Origin of the sequence: Curtobacterium sp. LFS079 (genome assembly GCF_047977865.1) — a bacterium.
In the GTDB taxonomy this organism is placed as follows: Bacteria; Actinomycetota; Actinomycetes; order Actinomycetales; family Micrococcaceae; genus Arthrobacter.
The window spans coordinates 140,908-155,164 of the sequence record NZ_JBFPFO010000006.1; the positions used below are offsets into that span (position 1 = coordinate 140,908).

The 14,257-nt window shown below is 63.8% G+C and carries 16 protein-coding genes; 11 read left to right on the forward strand and 5 right to left on the reverse strand.

Annotated features, from left to right (window positions below; genetic code table 11):
* Nucleotides 1-28: 28 nt before the first annotated feature.
* The 8 genes from ACNQPB_RS12295 (at nucleotide 29) to ACNQPB_RS12330 (ending at nucleotide 7,505) form a co-directional block, all read left to right on the forward strand.
* Entirely contained in the window at nucleotides 29-448 is a 420-nt protein-coding gene (locus ACNQPB_RS12295) for a MerR family transcriptional regulator (protein WP_498752039.1), read from the forward strand.
* A 132-nt stretch (nucleotides 449-580) separates the two neighbouring features.
* Nucleotides 581-2,017 carry a flotillin family protein gene (locus tag ACNQPB_RS12300; RefSeq protein ID WP_498752041.1) on the forward strand — a complete coding sequence of 479 codons (1,437 nt, stop codon included), beginning with the start codon at nucleotides 581-583 and terminating at the stop codon, nucleotides 2,015-2,017.
* A 5-nt stretch (nucleotides 2,018-2,022) separates the two neighbouring features.
* Nucleotides 2,023-2,265, forward strand: coding sequence for an NfeD C-terminal domain-containing protein (locus ACNQPB_RS12305; RefSeq protein ID WP_498752043.1), 243 nt, complete (start codon nucleotides 2,023-2,025; stop codon nucleotides 2,263-2,265).
* Between the two features lie 87 nt (nucleotides 2,266-2,352).
* Nucleotides 2,353-3,597, forward strand: a complete 1,245-nt coding sequence (locus ACNQPB_RS12310; protein WP_498752045.1) for a glycosyltransferase family 4 protein — start codon at nucleotides 2,353-2,355, stop codon at nucleotides 3,595-3,597.
* Nucleotides 3,594-4,982 carry a UDP-glucose dehydrogenase family protein gene (locus tag ACNQPB_RS12315; protein ID WP_498752047.1) on the forward strand — a complete coding sequence of 463 codons (1,389 nt, stop codon included), beginning with the start codon at nucleotides 3,594-3,596 and terminating at the stop codon, nucleotides 4,980-4,982. Before ACNQPB_RS12310 ends, ACNQPB_RS12315 begins: the two co-directional genes overlap by 4 nt.
* Nucleotides 4,983-5,037: 55 nt before the next feature.
* Nucleotides 5,038-5,667 carry a DUF6318 family protein gene (locus tag ACNQPB_RS12320; protein ID WP_498752049.1) on the forward strand — a complete coding sequence of 210 codons (630 nt, stop codon included), beginning with the start codon at nucleotides 5,038-5,040 and terminating at the stop codon, nucleotides 5,665-5,667.
* Nucleotides 5,667-6,587 (forward strand): hypothetical protein, encoded by a 921-nt coding sequence (locus ACNQPB_RS12325; protein WP_498752050.1) that lies wholly within the window; start codon nucleotides 5,667-5,669, stop codon nucleotides 6,585-6,587. The genes ACNQPB_RS12320 and ACNQPB_RS12325 overlap by 1 nt, the downstream gene beginning before the upstream one ends.
* Before the next feature lie 141 nt (nucleotides 6,588-6,728).
* The gene (locus ACNQPB_RS12330; RefSeq protein ID WP_498752052.1) at nucleotides 6,729-7,505 is read left to right on the forward strand and encodes a hypothetical protein; all 777 of its coding nucleotides are present in this window, start codon (nucleotides 6,729-6,731) and stop codon (nucleotides 7,503-7,505) included.
* Between the two features lie 163 nt (nucleotides 7,506-7,668).
* On the opposite strand, the gene ACNQPB_RS12335 is transcribed toward ACNQPB_RS12330, so the two are convergent.
* The 3 genes from ACNQPB_RS12335 to ACNQPB_RS12345 form a co-directional block, all read right to left on the reverse strand.
* Nucleotides 7,669-7,878 (reverse strand): hypothetical protein, encoded by a 210-nt coding sequence (locus ACNQPB_RS12335; RefSeq protein WP_498752054.1) that lies wholly within the window; start codon nucleotides 7,876-7,878, stop codon nucleotides 7,669-7,671.
* 420 nt (nucleotides 7,879-8,298) lie between these two features.
* Nucleotides 8,299-8,502 carry a transcription antiterminator/RNA stability regulator CspE gene (gene cspE, locus ACNQPB_RS12340; protein WP_074586232.1) on the reverse strand — a complete coding sequence of 68 codons (204 nt, stop codon included), beginning with the start codon at nucleotides 8,500-8,502 and terminating at the stop codon, nucleotides 8,299-8,301.
* A 220-nt stretch (nucleotides 8,503-8,722) separates the two neighbouring features.
* Nucleotides 8,723-9,571 carry a trypsin-like serine protease gene (locus tag ACNQPB_RS12345; RefSeq protein ID WP_498752055.1) on the reverse strand — a complete coding sequence of 283 codons (849 nt, stop codon included), beginning with the start codon at nucleotides 9,569-9,571 and terminating at the stop codon, nucleotides 8,723-8,725.
* Nucleotides 9,572-10,077: 506 nt separating this feature from the next.
* Between ACNQPB_RS12345 and ACNQPB_RS12350 the strand changes: the two genes are divergently transcribed.
* On the forward strand, nucleotides 10,078-10,851 hold the full coding sequence (locus ACNQPB_RS12350; protein ID WP_498752057.1) for an alpha/beta fold hydrolase: 774 nt from the start codon (nucleotides 10,078-10,080) through the stop codon (nucleotides 10,849-10,851).
* Nucleotides 10,852-10,873: 22 nt separating this feature from the next.
* Here the strand turns inward: ACNQPB_RS12350 and ACNQPB_RS12355 are convergent, their stop codons facing one another.
* Nucleotides 10,874-11,785: a hypothetical protein gene (locus tag ACNQPB_RS12355; RefSeq protein WP_498752059.1), complete on the reverse strand. Its 912-nt coding sequence runs from the start codon at nucleotides 11,783-11,785 to the stop codon at nucleotides 10,874-10,876.
* A gap of 9 nt (nucleotides 11,786-11,794) precedes the next feature.
* The gene (locus ACNQPB_RS12360) at nucleotides 11,795-12,454 is read right to left on the reverse strand and encodes a DUF6318 family protein (protein WP_498752061.1); all 660 of its coding nucleotides are present in this window, start codon (nucleotides 12,452-12,454) and stop codon (nucleotides 11,795-11,797) included.
* 222 nt (nucleotides 12,455-12,676) lie between these two features.
* Between ACNQPB_RS12360 and ACNQPB_RS12365 the strand changes: the two genes are divergently transcribed.
* A complete protein-coding gene (locus tag ACNQPB_RS12365) occupies nucleotides 12,677-13,957 on the forward strand; it encodes a flavin-containing monooxygenase (protein ID WP_498752063.1) in 1,281 nt (426 codons plus the stop codon).
* Between the two features lie 30 nt (nucleotides 13,958-13,987).
* Nucleotides 13,988-14,221 (forward strand): hypothetical protein, encoded by a 234-nt coding sequence (locus ACNQPB_RS12370; protein WP_498752065.1) that lies wholly within the window; start codon nucleotides 13,988-13,990, stop codon nucleotides 14,219-14,221.
* The last annotated feature ends 36 nt before the right edge of the window (nucleotides 14,222-14,257 follow it).

Consider the following 14,257-nt stretch of genomic DNA (forward strand, 5'->3'; position numbering starts at 1 on the left):
GGTGCAAGAGGATTTTTGGGAGGTTTTGATGGCAGAGCACGACGGCGGCACGGCCGCCGGGGCGGGCGGCGGCTCGTCCCGTGGGCTGGCCGGACGGGACGAGCTCGGGGTCTATGCCATCTCCGTCGCGGCCGAACTCGTGGGCACCGGCCAGCAAAACCTTCGGCTGTATGAGCGCAAAGGCCTGCTCACCCCGGACAGGACCGGCGGCGGCACCCGGCGCTACAGCGAAGCGAACCTCGTCACGCTGCGCAGGATCGGGGTTCTTCTGGAGGAGGGACTGAACCTCGCCGGAGTGAAGCTGGTGCTGGAATTGGAAGCCGCGAACCGCGGCCTGGCCGAAGACAACCGCGGCCTGGCCGAAGACAACCGCGGATTGCGGGCGGACAACCACGGCCTGCGGAAGGACCTGAAGCAGGCGCGAGACGGCTTCGGCGGCGCCGGATAGCAGGCCCTGTGAGTCCAGCGCGAAAATCACTGGACTTCCACGCATCTGCTTGCACAGACTGTCCTAAGAACCGGAAGCACGTCCTGATGGGTCCATCACGGTGCAGGTTCACTGACGCTGAGAGGATCAGTCATGGGAGACCTTGTAGCTTTCCTGCCGCTAGCCTTCGGAATCATCGGAATCCTGATCGTCATCGGGGTCATCTGGGGCATCACCAAGGCGATGTGGAAGGTGGCCGAGCCGAACGAGGCCCTCATCATCTCCGGCCTGACACGGGGAACCCTTGAGAACACAGACGGCATGGACTTCAAGATCGTCACCGGCAAGGGCGCCCTGGTGGTCCCCGGCCTGCAGACGGTAAGGACCCTCGCACTGACCCTGAATGAAACCGAGCTTAAGGTTTCGTGCGTGACGTCCCAGGGCATTCAGGTGATCGTCGACGGCGTCGTGATCTACAAGATCGGTGACGCCCCGCCGTTCATCGCCAACGCCGCCCGGCGCTTCCTCGGCCAGCAGCCCAAGATGGAAAGCCAGGTCTACAACGTCTTCGAAGGCCACCTGCGTTCGATCATCGGCAGCATGACGGTCGAGGAGATCATCCGGGAACGCGACAAGCTGGCCTCACTGGTCCGCAGCGCGAGCGGCGTCGAGATGGAAAAACTCGGCCTCGTGGTGGATTCCCTGCAGATCAAGGACCTCCAGGACCCCACCGGCTACATCCAGAACCTCGCCAAGCCGCACATCGCCATGGTCAAGATGGAGGCCCGCATCGCCGAGGCCACCCGGAACCGCGAGGCTGCCGAAAAGGAGGCCGAAGCCGCCGCCCTGATCGCCGACGCGCAGAGCCTCTCGGCTATCAAGCAGTCCGCGGCCCAGGCCAATGCGGAAAGGGCACGGGCCAACGCCGCCCAGGCCGGCCCGCTCGCCGACGCCACAGCCCGCCAGCAGGTGGTGGTGCAGGAAACCGAAGTGGCCAAGCTCGAGGCCGACCGCGAGGAGCAGAAACTCCAGACAAGCATCCGCAAGCCCGCCGACGCCAAGGCCTACGCCCAGCGCACCGAAGCCGAGGCACAGAAGGCGGCCGACATCAGCGCCGCGGAGGCACGCGCCAAGCGCACCGAACTCGAGGCGCAGGCCAATGCCCGGAGGCTGGAAGTCGAGGCGCAGGCGAACGCCGCCGCGGCGGCCGCCATGGCCGGCGCCACCCGGGTCACCGGCGAGGCCGAAGCCGCCGCCACCAAGGCCCGCGGCGACGCCGCCGCTTCGGCTGTGAAGGCCAAGGCACTTGCCGAAGCCGAGGGCATCAAGGCGCGCGGTGAGGCGTTGGAGATCAACCAGGACGCGGTGATTTCCCAGCAGCTGGCCGAGAACATGCCGGCCATCGTCGCCGCGGCTGCCGAGCCTTTCGCCCATGTGGGGCAGCTGACCGTGCTGAACGGCGGCGAGGGGCTCAACAGCATGGTCGGCGGCATCCTGTCCCAGGTGGGGAACTTCCTGCCGTCCTTGGCTTCCGCGCTGAGGGGCGGGAAGGATGGCGTCAAGCGTCCCCCGACCACGCCCAATGCTTGAGCCCGATGCATAAGAACGTCGACCACAGCCTCACCGGCAGGATCGGCCGCGTCACGGGACGGATCGGCCCCGGAACCATCGGCGAGGTGATGCTGCCGTACCGGGGAGGCATCAGCGCATTCCACGCCCACCCCTTCGACAAGAGCAGCGAATACCCCGTGGGCGAGAAGGTCCTGGTGATTTACTTCGAGCCGCCGCAGACCGTGTACGTGGATGAATTGCCGGAGGAGTTGCGGCACGAAGGTTGATGGTCCAGCCCATCTGTTAACCAAAGCTTTCCCGCACCGTCACGCCGTTTCCGCCGTTCCGTCAGCCGCCGCGCACACCGTGGAGGTGTGAGGATCGCTATCGTCGCCGAATCATTCCTGCCGCTGATGAACGGGGTTACGCACTCCATCCTGCGGGTGCTGGAGCATCTGCAGGAGCGGGGCGACGAGGTGATGGTGATTGCGCCGTCGACGTCGGACACTGCCGTTTCGGACGTCGTGCACGGCGCGTATGTGCACCGTCTTCCTTCCGTGCCGCTGGCCGGATACACGAATGTGCGGGTGGCGTTGGGCGGTGTGAACCGGGTCAAGAGAATCCTTGCCGATTACGCACCGGACGTTGTCCACCTCGCTTCCCCGTTCGTGCTCGGTTGGCGCGCCGTGCAGGCCGCACACCAGCTCGGCATTCCCACGGTTGCCATCTACCAGACCGAGGTTCCCAGCTATGCGGGCCGCTACGGCGTGCCGTTCCTGGAGAACTGGGCCTGGAACCGGGTGGACAACATCCATCTCCTGGCCAGCCGGACCCTGGTCCCGTCCACGTTCGCGCTGAACCAGCTGCGCGGCCGCGGGATCCTGCGGGTGGGCATGTGGCGGCGTGGTGTGGATACCGCGCGCTTCTCCCCCGCCAAGCGTTCGACGGCGTGGCGGACCTCCGTGCTTTCGGGCGGCAGTTCAGCACCCGGCGGCGAACGGATCATCGGCTATGTGGGGCGGCTCGCCGTCGAGAAGCAGGTGGAGGACCTGGCCGTCCTGGCGGACCTGCCTGGCACCAGGCTTGTGGTGGTGGGTGACGGCCCGCAGCGCGCCGCGCTGGAATCCGCCCTGCCCGGCGCGGTGTTCACGGGCTTCCTGGGCGGCGATGCCCTGGCTGAGGCCGTGGCCTCTTTCGACCTGTTCGTCCATCCCGGCGAATTCGAAACCTTCTGCCAGACCATCCAGGAAGCCATGGCTTCCGGGGTGCCCGTGGTGGCCACCGGCCGCGGCGGTCCCCTGGACCTGGTGGAGAATTCCCGCACCGGCTGGCTGTACGAGCCCGGTTCCTTGGGGCAGCTGCGTGCCTATGTCCAGGACCTGATGGGCGACGACGCCAAGCGCCGCGCGTTCGGAACGGCGGCCCTCGCGTCGGTCCAGGGCCGGACGTGGCCCGCCCTCAGCGCGGAACTGGTGCGCCATTACAAATCCGTGATCGCCGGCGAGGAGATGGCGGAACTGCCTCTTGCTACTCCGGTGCCCGTTCCTCCGGCGTATATATCCCCGGCACCTGTCATTCCGGCGCCGCCACTGACTTCCAGCAAAGGACTTGCCTCATGAAGATCTCCGTCATCGGCTGCGGTTACCTCGGCGCCGTGCATGCTGCCACCCTCGCCTCGATGGGCCACACCGTGGTGGGCATCGACGTGGATGCCCAGAAGGTGGCGCACCTGAACAAGGGCTTCGCGCCGTTCCACGAGCCCGGCCTGGACGAGCTGCTCCGCGACGGTTTCGCCACCGGGCGGCTGAGCTTCTCCCCGGAGTTCGAGGACGCCGCCGGTGCCGCCCTGCACTTCCTGTGCGTGGGCACCCCGCAGTCCAAGACCTCGGACACCGCGGACCTGTCCTACCTGATCGCGGCCACGAAGAGCCTGCTGCCGCACCTGGCGAAGGGCGCCGTCGTCGTGGGAAAGTCGACGGTTCCCGTCGGCACGGTGGACATGCTCCGCGGCGTGCTGGCCCGCCGACCCGATGTGCTGCTGGGCTGGAACCCCGAGTTCCTGCGGCAGGGCACCGCCGTGAAGGACTCCCTGGTGCCGGACCGCCTGGTCTACGGGGTGCCCGGCGGCCGCACTTCGGCGGCGGGGATCCCCGTCACGAAGGTGCTGGATGCCGTCTATGCGCCGCTGATCAGCGCGGGCATCCCGCGGCTCGTCTGCAACTTCGCGACGGCGGAGCTCATCAAGTCCGCTGCGAACGCCTTCCTCGCCACCAAGGTCAGCTTCATCAACGCGATGGCCGAACTGTGCGACGCCTCGGGCGCCGACGTCACCGAGCTTAGCGAGGCGATGGGCCTGGACCCGCGGATCGGCAACCGGTACCTGCATGCCGGGCTCGGCTTCGGCGGCGGCTGCCTGCCCAAGGACATCCGCTCCTTCCGGGCGCAGGCGAGGGCGCTCGATGTGCCCTCCGTTGACGAGTGGATGGGCGTGGTGGATTCGGTCAACCTGGGCCAGCGTTCGCGCACCGTGGAAGTAGCCCGGGAGCTGTGCCGCGGCCACCTCTCCGGCCGCACCGTCACCGTGCTGGGTGCCGCGTTCAAGCCCGACACCGACGACATCCGCGACTCCCCCGCCCTGGACGTCGCCCTGCAGCTTGCCGCCGCCGGCGCCCACGTGACCGTGACCGATCCGAAGGCGATCAACAACGCCTGGATGCGCTACCCGCAGCTACGCTTCGAGTCCTCAGTCTCGCGGGCGCTCGAGGGCGCCGAGCTGGTTCTCTTGCTGACCGAGTGGGAGGAATACCGTTCCCTGTCGCCGGAAACTGTCGGGGCGCTCGTACGACGCCGGACGGTGCTGGACGCGCGGAACGTGCTGGACGCGTCAGCATGGGAAGCAGCCGGCTGGACGGTGCGGGGGCTGGGGATCGGGAGCGCGCCCGCCGTAGCGGCGGCACCTGTCATCTCTGTGGATAACTCGAAACGCCGTGTGACAATTCTGTAAAGTCGGTGGGAACGGGCTTCAACGCCACAGCCACACAGACTCGGGGGATGTCCACGTGACTCTCAAATTGCACCGTTTTGGGCCCATTGCCGCCGCATTTGTTGCTGGCCTGCTGGCGCTGACCGCATGCCAGGGATCTTCGATTCCTTCTCCGTCGCCGAGCCCGACGGTTTCTTCTGAATCCCCAGCACCGGACGCCTCGAAGCCAACCCCGGCGTCGTCCGAGGGTCCGGCACGGAACATCCCGGTGCCGAAGTTGCCGGAGGCAGCGACGAAGGAGACGAAGGAAGGCCTCCGGGCGTTTGCGGATTACTGGCTCAGCCTCATGAACTACGGGTTCGCTACCGGAGATTACGGCCCGGTCAATAAGCTCACGGTCCCGGGCTGCAAAACATGCAAGAACGTGCAGGAAGGCATTCCCGAGACATACAGGAAGAACGGTTGGTTTGTTGGAGGAGAACTGAAGATTGAAAAATACTCAGACAAATTCCGGGCAGACATCAATGGCACCTATTCGCCTTTGATGACGGTGTCGCAGGCCCCCATGCGCGAGTATGACGAAGCCGGAAAGCCGGTGAGCCAGAACGAAGGCCACGCCGCCGGGGATGACGTCTTCGTCATGTACTCACGGTTCCAGAACGGCTCCTGGATCGTGGCCGACTTTGGTGTTCCTAATGGGGCGTGATGAGTACAAGTATTCGCCGGACGGCCGTCGTCACACTTACATTCGCTTTGCTACTCTCGGTAGCTCCCGCAGCCCTCGCAAGAAGTGATTCAGGCAGCCTCCACGGAGGAAAGGCAGAAGCCCAGGCCGGCAATGGATTGCCGAAGTCGGAACAAACGGCGGTTCTGAACACAGAAGATGTCGCCGAAAAGCCTGCCTTTCTGTTTAGGAAGACTCCCACTTGCGCGGTTGGACAAGACACCCTTTCAATCGCCGAATGCACGCTGCTTGATGCCAAATGCGATGAGAAACCCGGCGGCACCATGGTGGACTGGGACTACAAGCGGAATGACGGCATCTCTGATTGGGAGACTTTTCAGACACAGGTCTGTTCCTATCCCAGCGACCCGGCCGACCGCCCGGTTGGTCCAGCCCGGCCGGCTTTCAGCATTACAGAATTCCGTTCCTTGCCACTGAAGCCCGCGAAGATCGTGACCCAGCCTGGCCGGCACACGCTCAAGGGCGCCTACACGAACGTTTACGCCGAGATCGGCGACCAAGGCTTCTCTCCCCGCCTTGCTGGCAAGGTCATCAGCGTGCGGGCTCACCCGTCGTCGTTCGCTTGGAACTACGGCGACGGCACCACCAAAACGTTCACGATCCAAGGCGGACCGCTGCGCCCGGATCAGGCCGAGCTCGACTCGGAGACGCGCACGAGCCATGTGTATGCAGGCACCGGTGACTACAGCATCTCCGTCACCACGACGTACACGGGCGAATACTCGGTCGACGGCGGCCCCTGGATCCCGATAATCGGCACCGCCCAGGTCAATAGCCCAGCCGTTCCGATGAGCGTGTGGCGCACGGAAACACACCTCTACGCGGAGAACTGCTTGGAAAATCCCAATGGTGAAGGCTGCCCAAGCGCATTGAGCAAATAAACGGGGGTTGAGTCCCGTCTTTCGACGCCCACCGTAGCGCGAAACAGTACAGCACTCCGACTTACAGGCGCCTTCTTTCCCCCTGCCGACGCAGTTGCTACGCTCTGCGCACACGTTCAGTGTCGAACCACGGGGGCATAAATGAATACCAAGAAACTGCGCTTTCGCGCGGGCAAAACGGCCTGCGCGTCACGTCTGAATCTCAATCACGCCGACGGCGTATTCGGGCAAACCACCGGACGCCTACGAGCAGTCATTGCGTTTGGGACGCTGGCCTTGCTAATCGCCGGGTGTGCACCAAAGGCACCGGTGTCCGCGCCGGCAGATCTCTCTTCCTCCACCAGCCAATCAGCAAGCGCGTCCGCCAGTCCGAGCGAAACAAGCCTCGCACTCACTGCATGTACCAGCGAGAAGGCAACGGAGCAGCAAGGCGGAGAGGACTACGTCTGCACCACGGACGAGGCGGGCATGCTTGTCTGGATGGAATCTTCGGCTTCGAAGAAACTGATGGATGAACGCGCGGCAGCCGCGGCCCTCATCGCAGCGAAGAAGGCCGCGGAGCAAAAAGCGGCAGCGGAGAAACTGGCCGCACAGAAGGCAGCTGCAGCAAAGGCGGCGGCACAGAAGGCCGCAGCAGAACGCGCTGCAGCGGAGAAGCGAGCCGCAGAAGCTGCTGCCGCTCAGGCAGCTGCAGCTGCGGCTGCCGCCGCCGCAGCCCAGCAACAGGCCGCACAACAGCAGGCGCAGCAGTCCAGTTGCGATCCGAACTATGCGGGGGCATGCGTACCGATTGCCTCGGATGTTGATTGCGCCGGAGGTAGCGGAAACGGTCCGGCCTATGTTCAGGGACCGGTCAGGGTCGTGGGAAGCGACATTTATGGTCTGGATAGAGATGGCGACGGAATCGGCTGCGAATAGGGCCAAGCGCGGCTGATCGTGGAGGAGGGCCGGGTTTCCCGGCCTTTCTCGTAGAAGTCCCGAAGTGCTCTCAACAAGTCTTACTTCCTGTTGAGCGGATCGGTGTCGGTGATGCTGACTCGAAGCTCGACCGCGGGAACGGTTAGCGGGTGCGTCCATGATGCTAACGGCGCAGGATATCCATCTCGGCTTCAACCATGCAGGCCACGCGAAGCTGCACAAGAACCTTCTCGGCGCTGCTGAGATCGTCACCGAGTTTCTTGTTTGCCATGGTGTAGATGATCGCGTGGGCCGCCGAAGCCGATTCGGCTATTAGCTCCTTCGGCGCGCGGGCAGAAATGTCCAGGGTGCGCATCACGAGGTCGTCGGCCATCACCGAGCCCGAGGCAAGGCCGCGAAAGATGCCCTGCCATTCACCGCAAAGTTTCGCTTGCAGAGAGTGCCTTTGCCTGTCCCTTCACCTTCTGCCCTGAAAGTGGCTTGTCTGTTGGGCTGGCAGTTCCCGGTTGCGCCCCGCTCGCCGTGCTCTCCCCCGCCGGCGCGCTGGTGGCTGGCCTTGGCTCCGGGGCACTTGGGGAAGCACAACCGGCGAGAGCGAAGGTAATTGATAGCGCCAATGTGGCGAGCAGCCTGTTCATCGTGCTCCTGACGTCGTGGCTTTCCCACCACGCTATGAGCACCCGCTCCCCGGCGACACCAGCAATCGCGGCTATGTGGATAACACGCCCAAAGCAACAGAAAACAAAAGCAGGGCCGGTCAAACGACCGGCCCTGCTTTCTTGAATCCGAAACCTTAGATGGCCTGGATGTTCACTGCCTGGGGACCCTTGGGGCCCTGCTCGACGTCGAAGGAAACCTTCTGGTTCTCTTCGAGGGAGCGGTAGCCCGAGGAGTTAATCGCGGAGTAGTGAGCGAAAACGTCCTGGCTGCCATCTTCCGGGGAGATGAAGCCGAAGCCCTTTTCGGCGTTGAACCACTTGACGATACCTGTAGCCATTTTTTCTCAGTTCCTTACTGAAGGTGGAGGGTTGTCCCGACTGTCGGGCCTCCGGTGTGGGGTGTTCTCCACCGTTACTTCAGAAGTCGCGGGCGATGAGCCGCGGGAACTGCCTGAACTACCAAATGCCAAACACAACAACACGGTCCAGTCTACAGAGGTTTCGGCGAATGGCTAGAGTCGGTTTCCAACTTCTCCCCTGTCGCGCCTAGCTCGGTCGTCAGGGAGTCACCCCGAATGTCGCCAGCCAGTTCTGCACCACCGGAATGTCCACCCGCTGGTAGCCATCGAGATAGCGGCAGTTGGCGGTGTACCCGTAACTCGTCACGCCGACGATCTGATTGTCCAGGAACAGCGGTCCGCCCGAGTCGCCGAAGCAGCTGCCGCCGGTTCCCCGCGTGTCGTTGGGGTTGCCGTTCACCTGGAGGATCTGGTCGGTGAGCTTCTGCCCGGGAGCCTCCCAGTAGCGGCGGATGAGCGGGTAGCTCATCGGCATGGGCTTCTGCGGTCCGCTGTCCGGCTTGCGGACCTCCGTGCCGTAGCCGACGCCGGTGAAGATCGTCCTGCTGAGGCTGCCCGTCGGGATCTGGTCGAGCCGCCCGGCCGGCGCCAGCGCCGACGTCGCGTGCTCAAGCGGCTGGCTGAGAACCACGACGCCGACGTCGTTCCAGTTCTTCAGGTCAGTGAAATTCGAGTAGTTAGGGTGTGCGTAGGCGGTGCCGTAGATCTTCCCGGCGAGGTCCGCGGCCGTGTAGCCGACGCTCGGATCCGCGGCTGCAGGAATCCCCGACGGCGGTTGTTCGGCAATGACCGATTCGAACGTCACCAGGGTGAGCCCGAGGGTTCCTGACGTACAGTGCGCGGCGGTGAGGATAACTGTTGGGGACACCTGGGTGGCACTGCACCGGAAGCGGCCGTCCGCCTGGTAGAAGACGATCATGCCGACGCTGGGATGCAGCTCGCCGTCGGGAGTTCCACCCGTGCTGGCCTGGGCGACCGGGACGCCGATCAGGAGTGCGGATAGAGCAGTTCCCATGACCGCCAAAGAGGCGACAAGTCTCTTGAACATCAATCAACCCTTCTGCTGAGAGCCCCGGAACGGAGCCCGCTGAGGACAGTTTCCTCCTCAACCCCTTGTGTGACTAGGGTCTCGTGCGTATCGTTCGCCGCCCAGGCTCCGCCGGCTCCCAGGCGGCCTGCTGAGCAGGAGCCTATGCGTGCCAGGAAATGGCGTTCGTGACGAAGAGTGCAATTCTTTCGACCGAGGCCCGCACGGCCGGGTCCTCCACAACAAGCTGCTGCAAGGCCCGTTCCACGCAATCAGCCACCTCGCGCCAGGTTATCCAGCAGCACACCTGCGGGATCCTAGCCATCAGCTCGGCGACGGAACTCGGTTCACCCCCGACACGATGCAGCACTGGCTCAAGAAACGCCTCAATTGATTCCACGCCGGGCGTCGACCGCGTTGAGCCGTTCTACCCCGCGATAGACACCTGCGGCAAGAGTCGGGGAATCGGGCGTTCCCGTGCGCGGTGACACCTCCCGCCCCAGAGCGCCCGAGCGTACAGTTCTGCCATGGAACCGAAACGGGTCATTCTTCTTCCCGGCAGTGTCCTTCCCGCGGAGCCAGCGTACGGCGAACTGATCAAGGCCCTGGGGCCGGATGTCGACGCCGTCGCCAAGGATCTTGAGCTCTACGAGGGCGACGCTCCCCCGCCGGACTGGACGCTCGACACGGAGATCGACGGAGTACTTCGCGTGGCCGACGGCCGCGGCTGGGACACCTTCCATCTGCTCGGATATTCCGGTGGCGGCGCCGCTGCCCTCGCCTTTGCCGCCAAGCATCCTGAGCGGTTGGAAAGCCTGGCGCTGCTTGAACCGGCGTGGGCGGGCAGTTGGGACTGGAGCCCGGCGCATGCCGAGCTCTGGGAGGAGTACGACGAACTGGACCTGCTTCCGCCCGATGAGTTCATGTCGGCCTTCATGCGGCTTGGCGTGAAGCCCGACGTCGTCCTGCCGCCTCCGCCGCCCGGCAACCCGCCGCAGTGGATGGGCAAGCGGCCGGCGGGCATCAGGGCGTTCCTGCGCACTTTCAAGGACTACGAGCTCGACCGCGAACGGCTGGCTGAGTTCCGGCGGCCTGTGTTCCTGGCGCTCGGTGGACTCAGCAACCCGGTGGATTACGGAGAGGTGGCCGAACGGCTGTCCAAGGTGTTCCATGACTTCCGCATGGAAGTATTCGAGGAACGCCACCATTTCGACCCGCCACACCGGATCGAGCCCGAACGGCTCGCGGGAATGCTGCGGACGCACTGGGAGCGGGCGGAGAACCGCACCCTCCGGGACTGAGCCTGGGCGTTCTACGGCGGTGCTATCCAGCGCCGGGACAGGCCCAGCCAGCCGGGTTCTCGACGCAGTTCTCGGCGACCTGGCGCGTCTCGGTGCGCCACACGCTGACCAACTGGGCGGGCGAGGCGAACTGGCCCGTCCCAGTGATCGGCAGCGGAGGGCCGCCGTTCACCGAATAGGTCCCGCGGAAGCTGGTCGTCACCCCGAGCCGGAAGTCGCCGGTCTGTTTGTAGACGTGGCTCGTGCGCGTCTTGGTGCCCCATTCGTCCTCGGCAATCGAGCCGCCGGCGAACATGGTGGGGCCGAAGCTCGTGCCGTCACCGTAGTTGTAGGTGTATTCGACCGGCGTCGCCTCAAGGTGGACGTTCTGTCCCAGGATCACGACGTCGAACGCCTGGGTGGACGCCGCGGCGAAGACATTCGTTTCCATGCCCTTGAGGGTGTGCGGCCCGGGCTGGACAGTCACCTTTGCCGGCAGGATCGGGAGTTGTTTGAAGTCGTTGAGGATGCGGGCTGCGATCTTTTTCAGGACATCTTCGGGCTTGGGGTCGTAAAGACAGGTGGGGCCGCCCTGTGGTATCCAGTCTGACCATGTTGGATTTGCAATTGTCTTGGGAGCGAAACGCCATTGAACCGGAGTTCCTCGTTCGCCACCCGGCGTCCGGGGCTCACAGTTCACGGCTAGTCGTTCACAGCCAGTGTCCAATCCGCCACGATCAATGTCGCATAGCGGCAAGTAGTCGTATTGGTATGGGTCGTTGTTCACGTAGCCGGGCGGGGCAACTACTGGATATTCAGACCCCGGTAACTTCGTGTAAACAACGGTATTAGTACCCTTCTTGTCGAAGTTCGATTTCCCTTCAACACCCCAGGCCGCAACGGGAGTTATGAGGGACATCAACGTTGCGAGGATGAATGCTGCGAGCTTCTTCATGAGGTTTCGCTATCGCAAGGGGTTCATGTCGTCAACGAACCAAGCGCCCTTCTGATATTTTGCAAAGACAACTACTGCGCTATTTCCCGACGGATCGGTCGGCGCAGCTTTTGAGCCATCTTTCTTGTAGTAAGAAGTTGCTTCCTGGAGTACCTGGACATCCACGGCCTGTCGGGATTCCGAGTTCGACATGGTCGCTTTCACATTCGGCGTCTTGAACGTACCTCCGGCCTGCCACCCTCCCGCGCTGAAGCTTTCCCGGACACCAGCCTTCAAGTTGTTACAGAACGTGCAAGTGCCGGAGCTAAGTTTCGACCAACTGTTCAGGTCACCTGTCTCGTATCCATAGCTCAGCAACGCGAACCAGTACTTCGTGAACGCCTCGAGCCCAGCCTTCGAATTCTGGTCAGCCAAAGCCGGCTTCACGGGAACGGGGACGTTCTGCGCCTTGCCCTTGGCCGACGCCGGAACGTACTTCGCAGACGGAGTAGTTGTCGGAGTAGCCGAAGGTGACGCGGAAGTATTCGAAGCTGCCGCTGAGTTGCCGGGAGTCGCACCTCCGCCTTGGCAAGCAGAAAGCAAGAGACCTGCTCCTACGAGGGCGGCGACAACGCGGCCGCGGACAAAGGAAATGGAGCGTACAGTCATCGAGATCCCCAACGAATTCATCTAGACAGTGGTGAAAGGTGCTCCTTCGAGAATAACCGAGCCATTCCAGGCGATAAGAAGTTATCCACAGCAAATGACTTCCACTCCGCCTCAAAGCAAGTGCTTCTCCGCTCTACGTGGCAACGCTGGGCTTTTGGATGGCCGGGGAGTCAGCGTCCTGTCACGGAAATAGCTCGTCAGTCACCCCTCCTCCACAGTCGCCTCGGAGCGTAAAGTTCAGCCATGGAACCCCCACGTTCCGCCGCCTCAGAAGCAGAAAAAGTCGACACCCTCATCGTCGGTGCCGGCCAAGCAGGACTGGCCCTGAGCTACTGGCTCAGCCAGGCCGGCGTCGAGCACGTGATCCTGGACCGAAGGCGCGAGCTCGGCGGCGCCTGGCAAGACCGCTGGGACGGCTTCTACCTGAACACCCCGAACTTCTCGATCGACCTACCCGGCATGCCGTACGACGGCCCCGATCCGGAGGGATTCATGCCGCGCGACGAGGCCGTGAGCCTCTTCCGGCAGTACGCGCAGATAATCGGTGCACCGGTCCGCAGCGGCACAGACGTCACGCGGATCTCGCCCGCGGACGGCGGCTTCGGCGTCGAAACTTCCGAGGGAACCTGGCGGGCGCGCAAGGTCGTGCTGGCCACCGGCGCGTACCAGGTGCCCAAGATCCCTGCCCTCGCCGTTGAGCTCCCCCAGCACATTTTCCAACTGCATTCGCACGACTACCGCCACCCCGGTCAGCTGCCGGACGGCGCGGTCCTGGTTGTGGGGACCGCGCAGTCGGGCGGGCAGATCGCGGAGGAGCTGCACGCAGCGGGCCGGCAGATCCACCTGGCCGTGTCCAGCTGCCCGGAGGCGCCCCGCCGATACCGCGGCAAGGACATCCTCCACTGGATCCTGAACGTCGGCATCTACGGGCCGGAGTACGGGATTGACGCGCTCCGGGTGGAGCAGTTGCCCTCCCCCGCGGCACGCTTCGCGTGCAACCCGCTGCTCTCCGGCACCGACGGCGGCCACGACATCCATCTGCGCGATCTCGGCCGCCAGGGCATGCGCCTGCACGGTCACCTTGAAGCAGTCAACGACGGCGGACTCATCTTCACCGACGACCTCCCCGAACGCCTCGCCGCGGTAGAGGCCGGGTTCAGCCAGCGCCTGCAGCCGCTATTTGATGAGTACATTTCTGCCGCTGGGATTTCCGCGCCCCAGGCGGCGCCGGCGCGGGTGGACGACTGGCTGCCTATATCGTTTCCGAAACTGAATTTGGCCGCCGAGAAAATCACCACGGTCCTCTGGGCCACCGGATACAAGCTCGATATGGGAATCGTGGACATTCCCGTCCTGGATGAATGGGATTACCCCCGTCATACGCGCGGGGTCACCGAGTATCCGGGGCTGTTTGCCGTGGGTCTGCCATGGCTGAGCGGGCACTACTCGTCGATATTGGGCGGCGTGGGGCTGGATGCGGAGTACCTGGCGGGGCGGATGGCAGGGCGCGAGGGTGGGCGTTGATTTTTGACCCGCCCATATAGTCTCGTCTCTATGGCACGAATTCGCTCTTTCACCCGTTCCACAACAAATTCCAAGAAACACCCCACCGAGGTCGATGCCGTGTGGTCGGTCGTTCTCACCGAAGATGGTCCCCTCCTCCAAATCGACACCTTTGGCTCGGACAACAGAGTCAGCGACCAGAAAGTGAGCCAAACGATCCAAATCGACCGTGGAACCGCAAAGCAACTGAAAGAAACTCTGGAGGAGACGTTTCCAGGGCTCTGACGCAGAGTCGCATAGGGCTCCCCCTGTAGAGGCAAA

Excerpts from the sequence above, each read along its gene's own strand:
- ACNQPB_RS12350 (WP_498752057.1), top strand. The coding sequence starts at position 10,078 with ATGGAACCGAAACGGGTCATTCTTCTTCCCGGCAGTGTCCTTCCCGCG.
- ACNQPB_RS12295 (WP_498752039.1), top strand. The coding sequence starts at position 29 with ATGGCAGAGCACGACGGCGGCACGGCCGCCGGGGCGGGCGGCGGCTCG.
- ACNQPB_RS12300 (WP_498752041.1), top strand. The coding sequence starts at position 581 with ATGGGAGACCTTGTAGCTTTCCTGCCGCTAGCCTTCGGAATCATCGGA.
- ACNQPB_RS12365 (WP_498752063.1), top strand. The coding sequence starts at position 12,677 with ATGGAACCCCCACGTTCCGCCGCCTCAGAAGCAGAAAAAGTCGACACC.
- ACNQPB_RS12330 (WP_498752052.1), top strand. The coding sequence starts at position 6,729 with ATGAATACCAAGAAACTGCGCTTTCGCGCGGGCAAAACGGCCTGCGCG.
- ACNQPB_RS12305 (WP_498752043.1), top strand. The coding sequence starts at position 2,023 with ATGCATAAGAACGTCGACCACAGCCTCACCGGCAGGATCGGCCGCGTC.
- ACNQPB_RS12370 (WP_498752065.1), top strand. The coding sequence starts at position 13,988 with ATGGCACGAATTCGCTCTTTCACCCGTTCCACAACAAATTCCAAGAAA.
- ACNQPB_RS12325 (WP_498752050.1), top strand. The coding sequence starts at position 5,667 with ATGAGTACAAGTATTCGCCGGACGGCCGTCGTCACACTTACATTCGCT.
- ACNQPB_RS12315 (WP_498752047.1), top strand. The coding sequence starts at position 3,594 with ATGAAGATCTCCGTCATCGGCTGCGGTTACCTCGGCGCCGTGCATGCT.
- cspE (WP_074586232.1), bottom strand. The coding sequence starts at position 8,502 with ATGGCTACAGGTATCGTCAAGTGGTTCAACGCCGAAAAGGGCTTCGGC.
- ACNQPB_RS12345 (WP_498752055.1), bottom strand. The coding sequence starts at position 9,571 with ATGTTCAAGAGACTTGTCGCCTCTTTGGCGGTCATGGGAACTGCTCTA.
- ACNQPB_RS12355 (WP_498752059.1), bottom strand. The coding sequence starts at position 11,785 with ATGAAGAAGCTCGCAGCATTCATCCTCGCAACGTTGATGTCCCTCATA.
- ACNQPB_RS12360 (WP_498752061.1), bottom strand. The coding sequence starts at position 12,454 with ATGAATTCGTTGGGGATCTCGATGACTGTACGCTCCATTTCCTTTGTC.
- ACNQPB_RS12335 (WP_498752054.1), bottom strand. The coding sequence starts at position 7,878 with ATGGCCGACGACCTCGTGATGCGCACCCTGGACATTTCTGCCCGCGCG.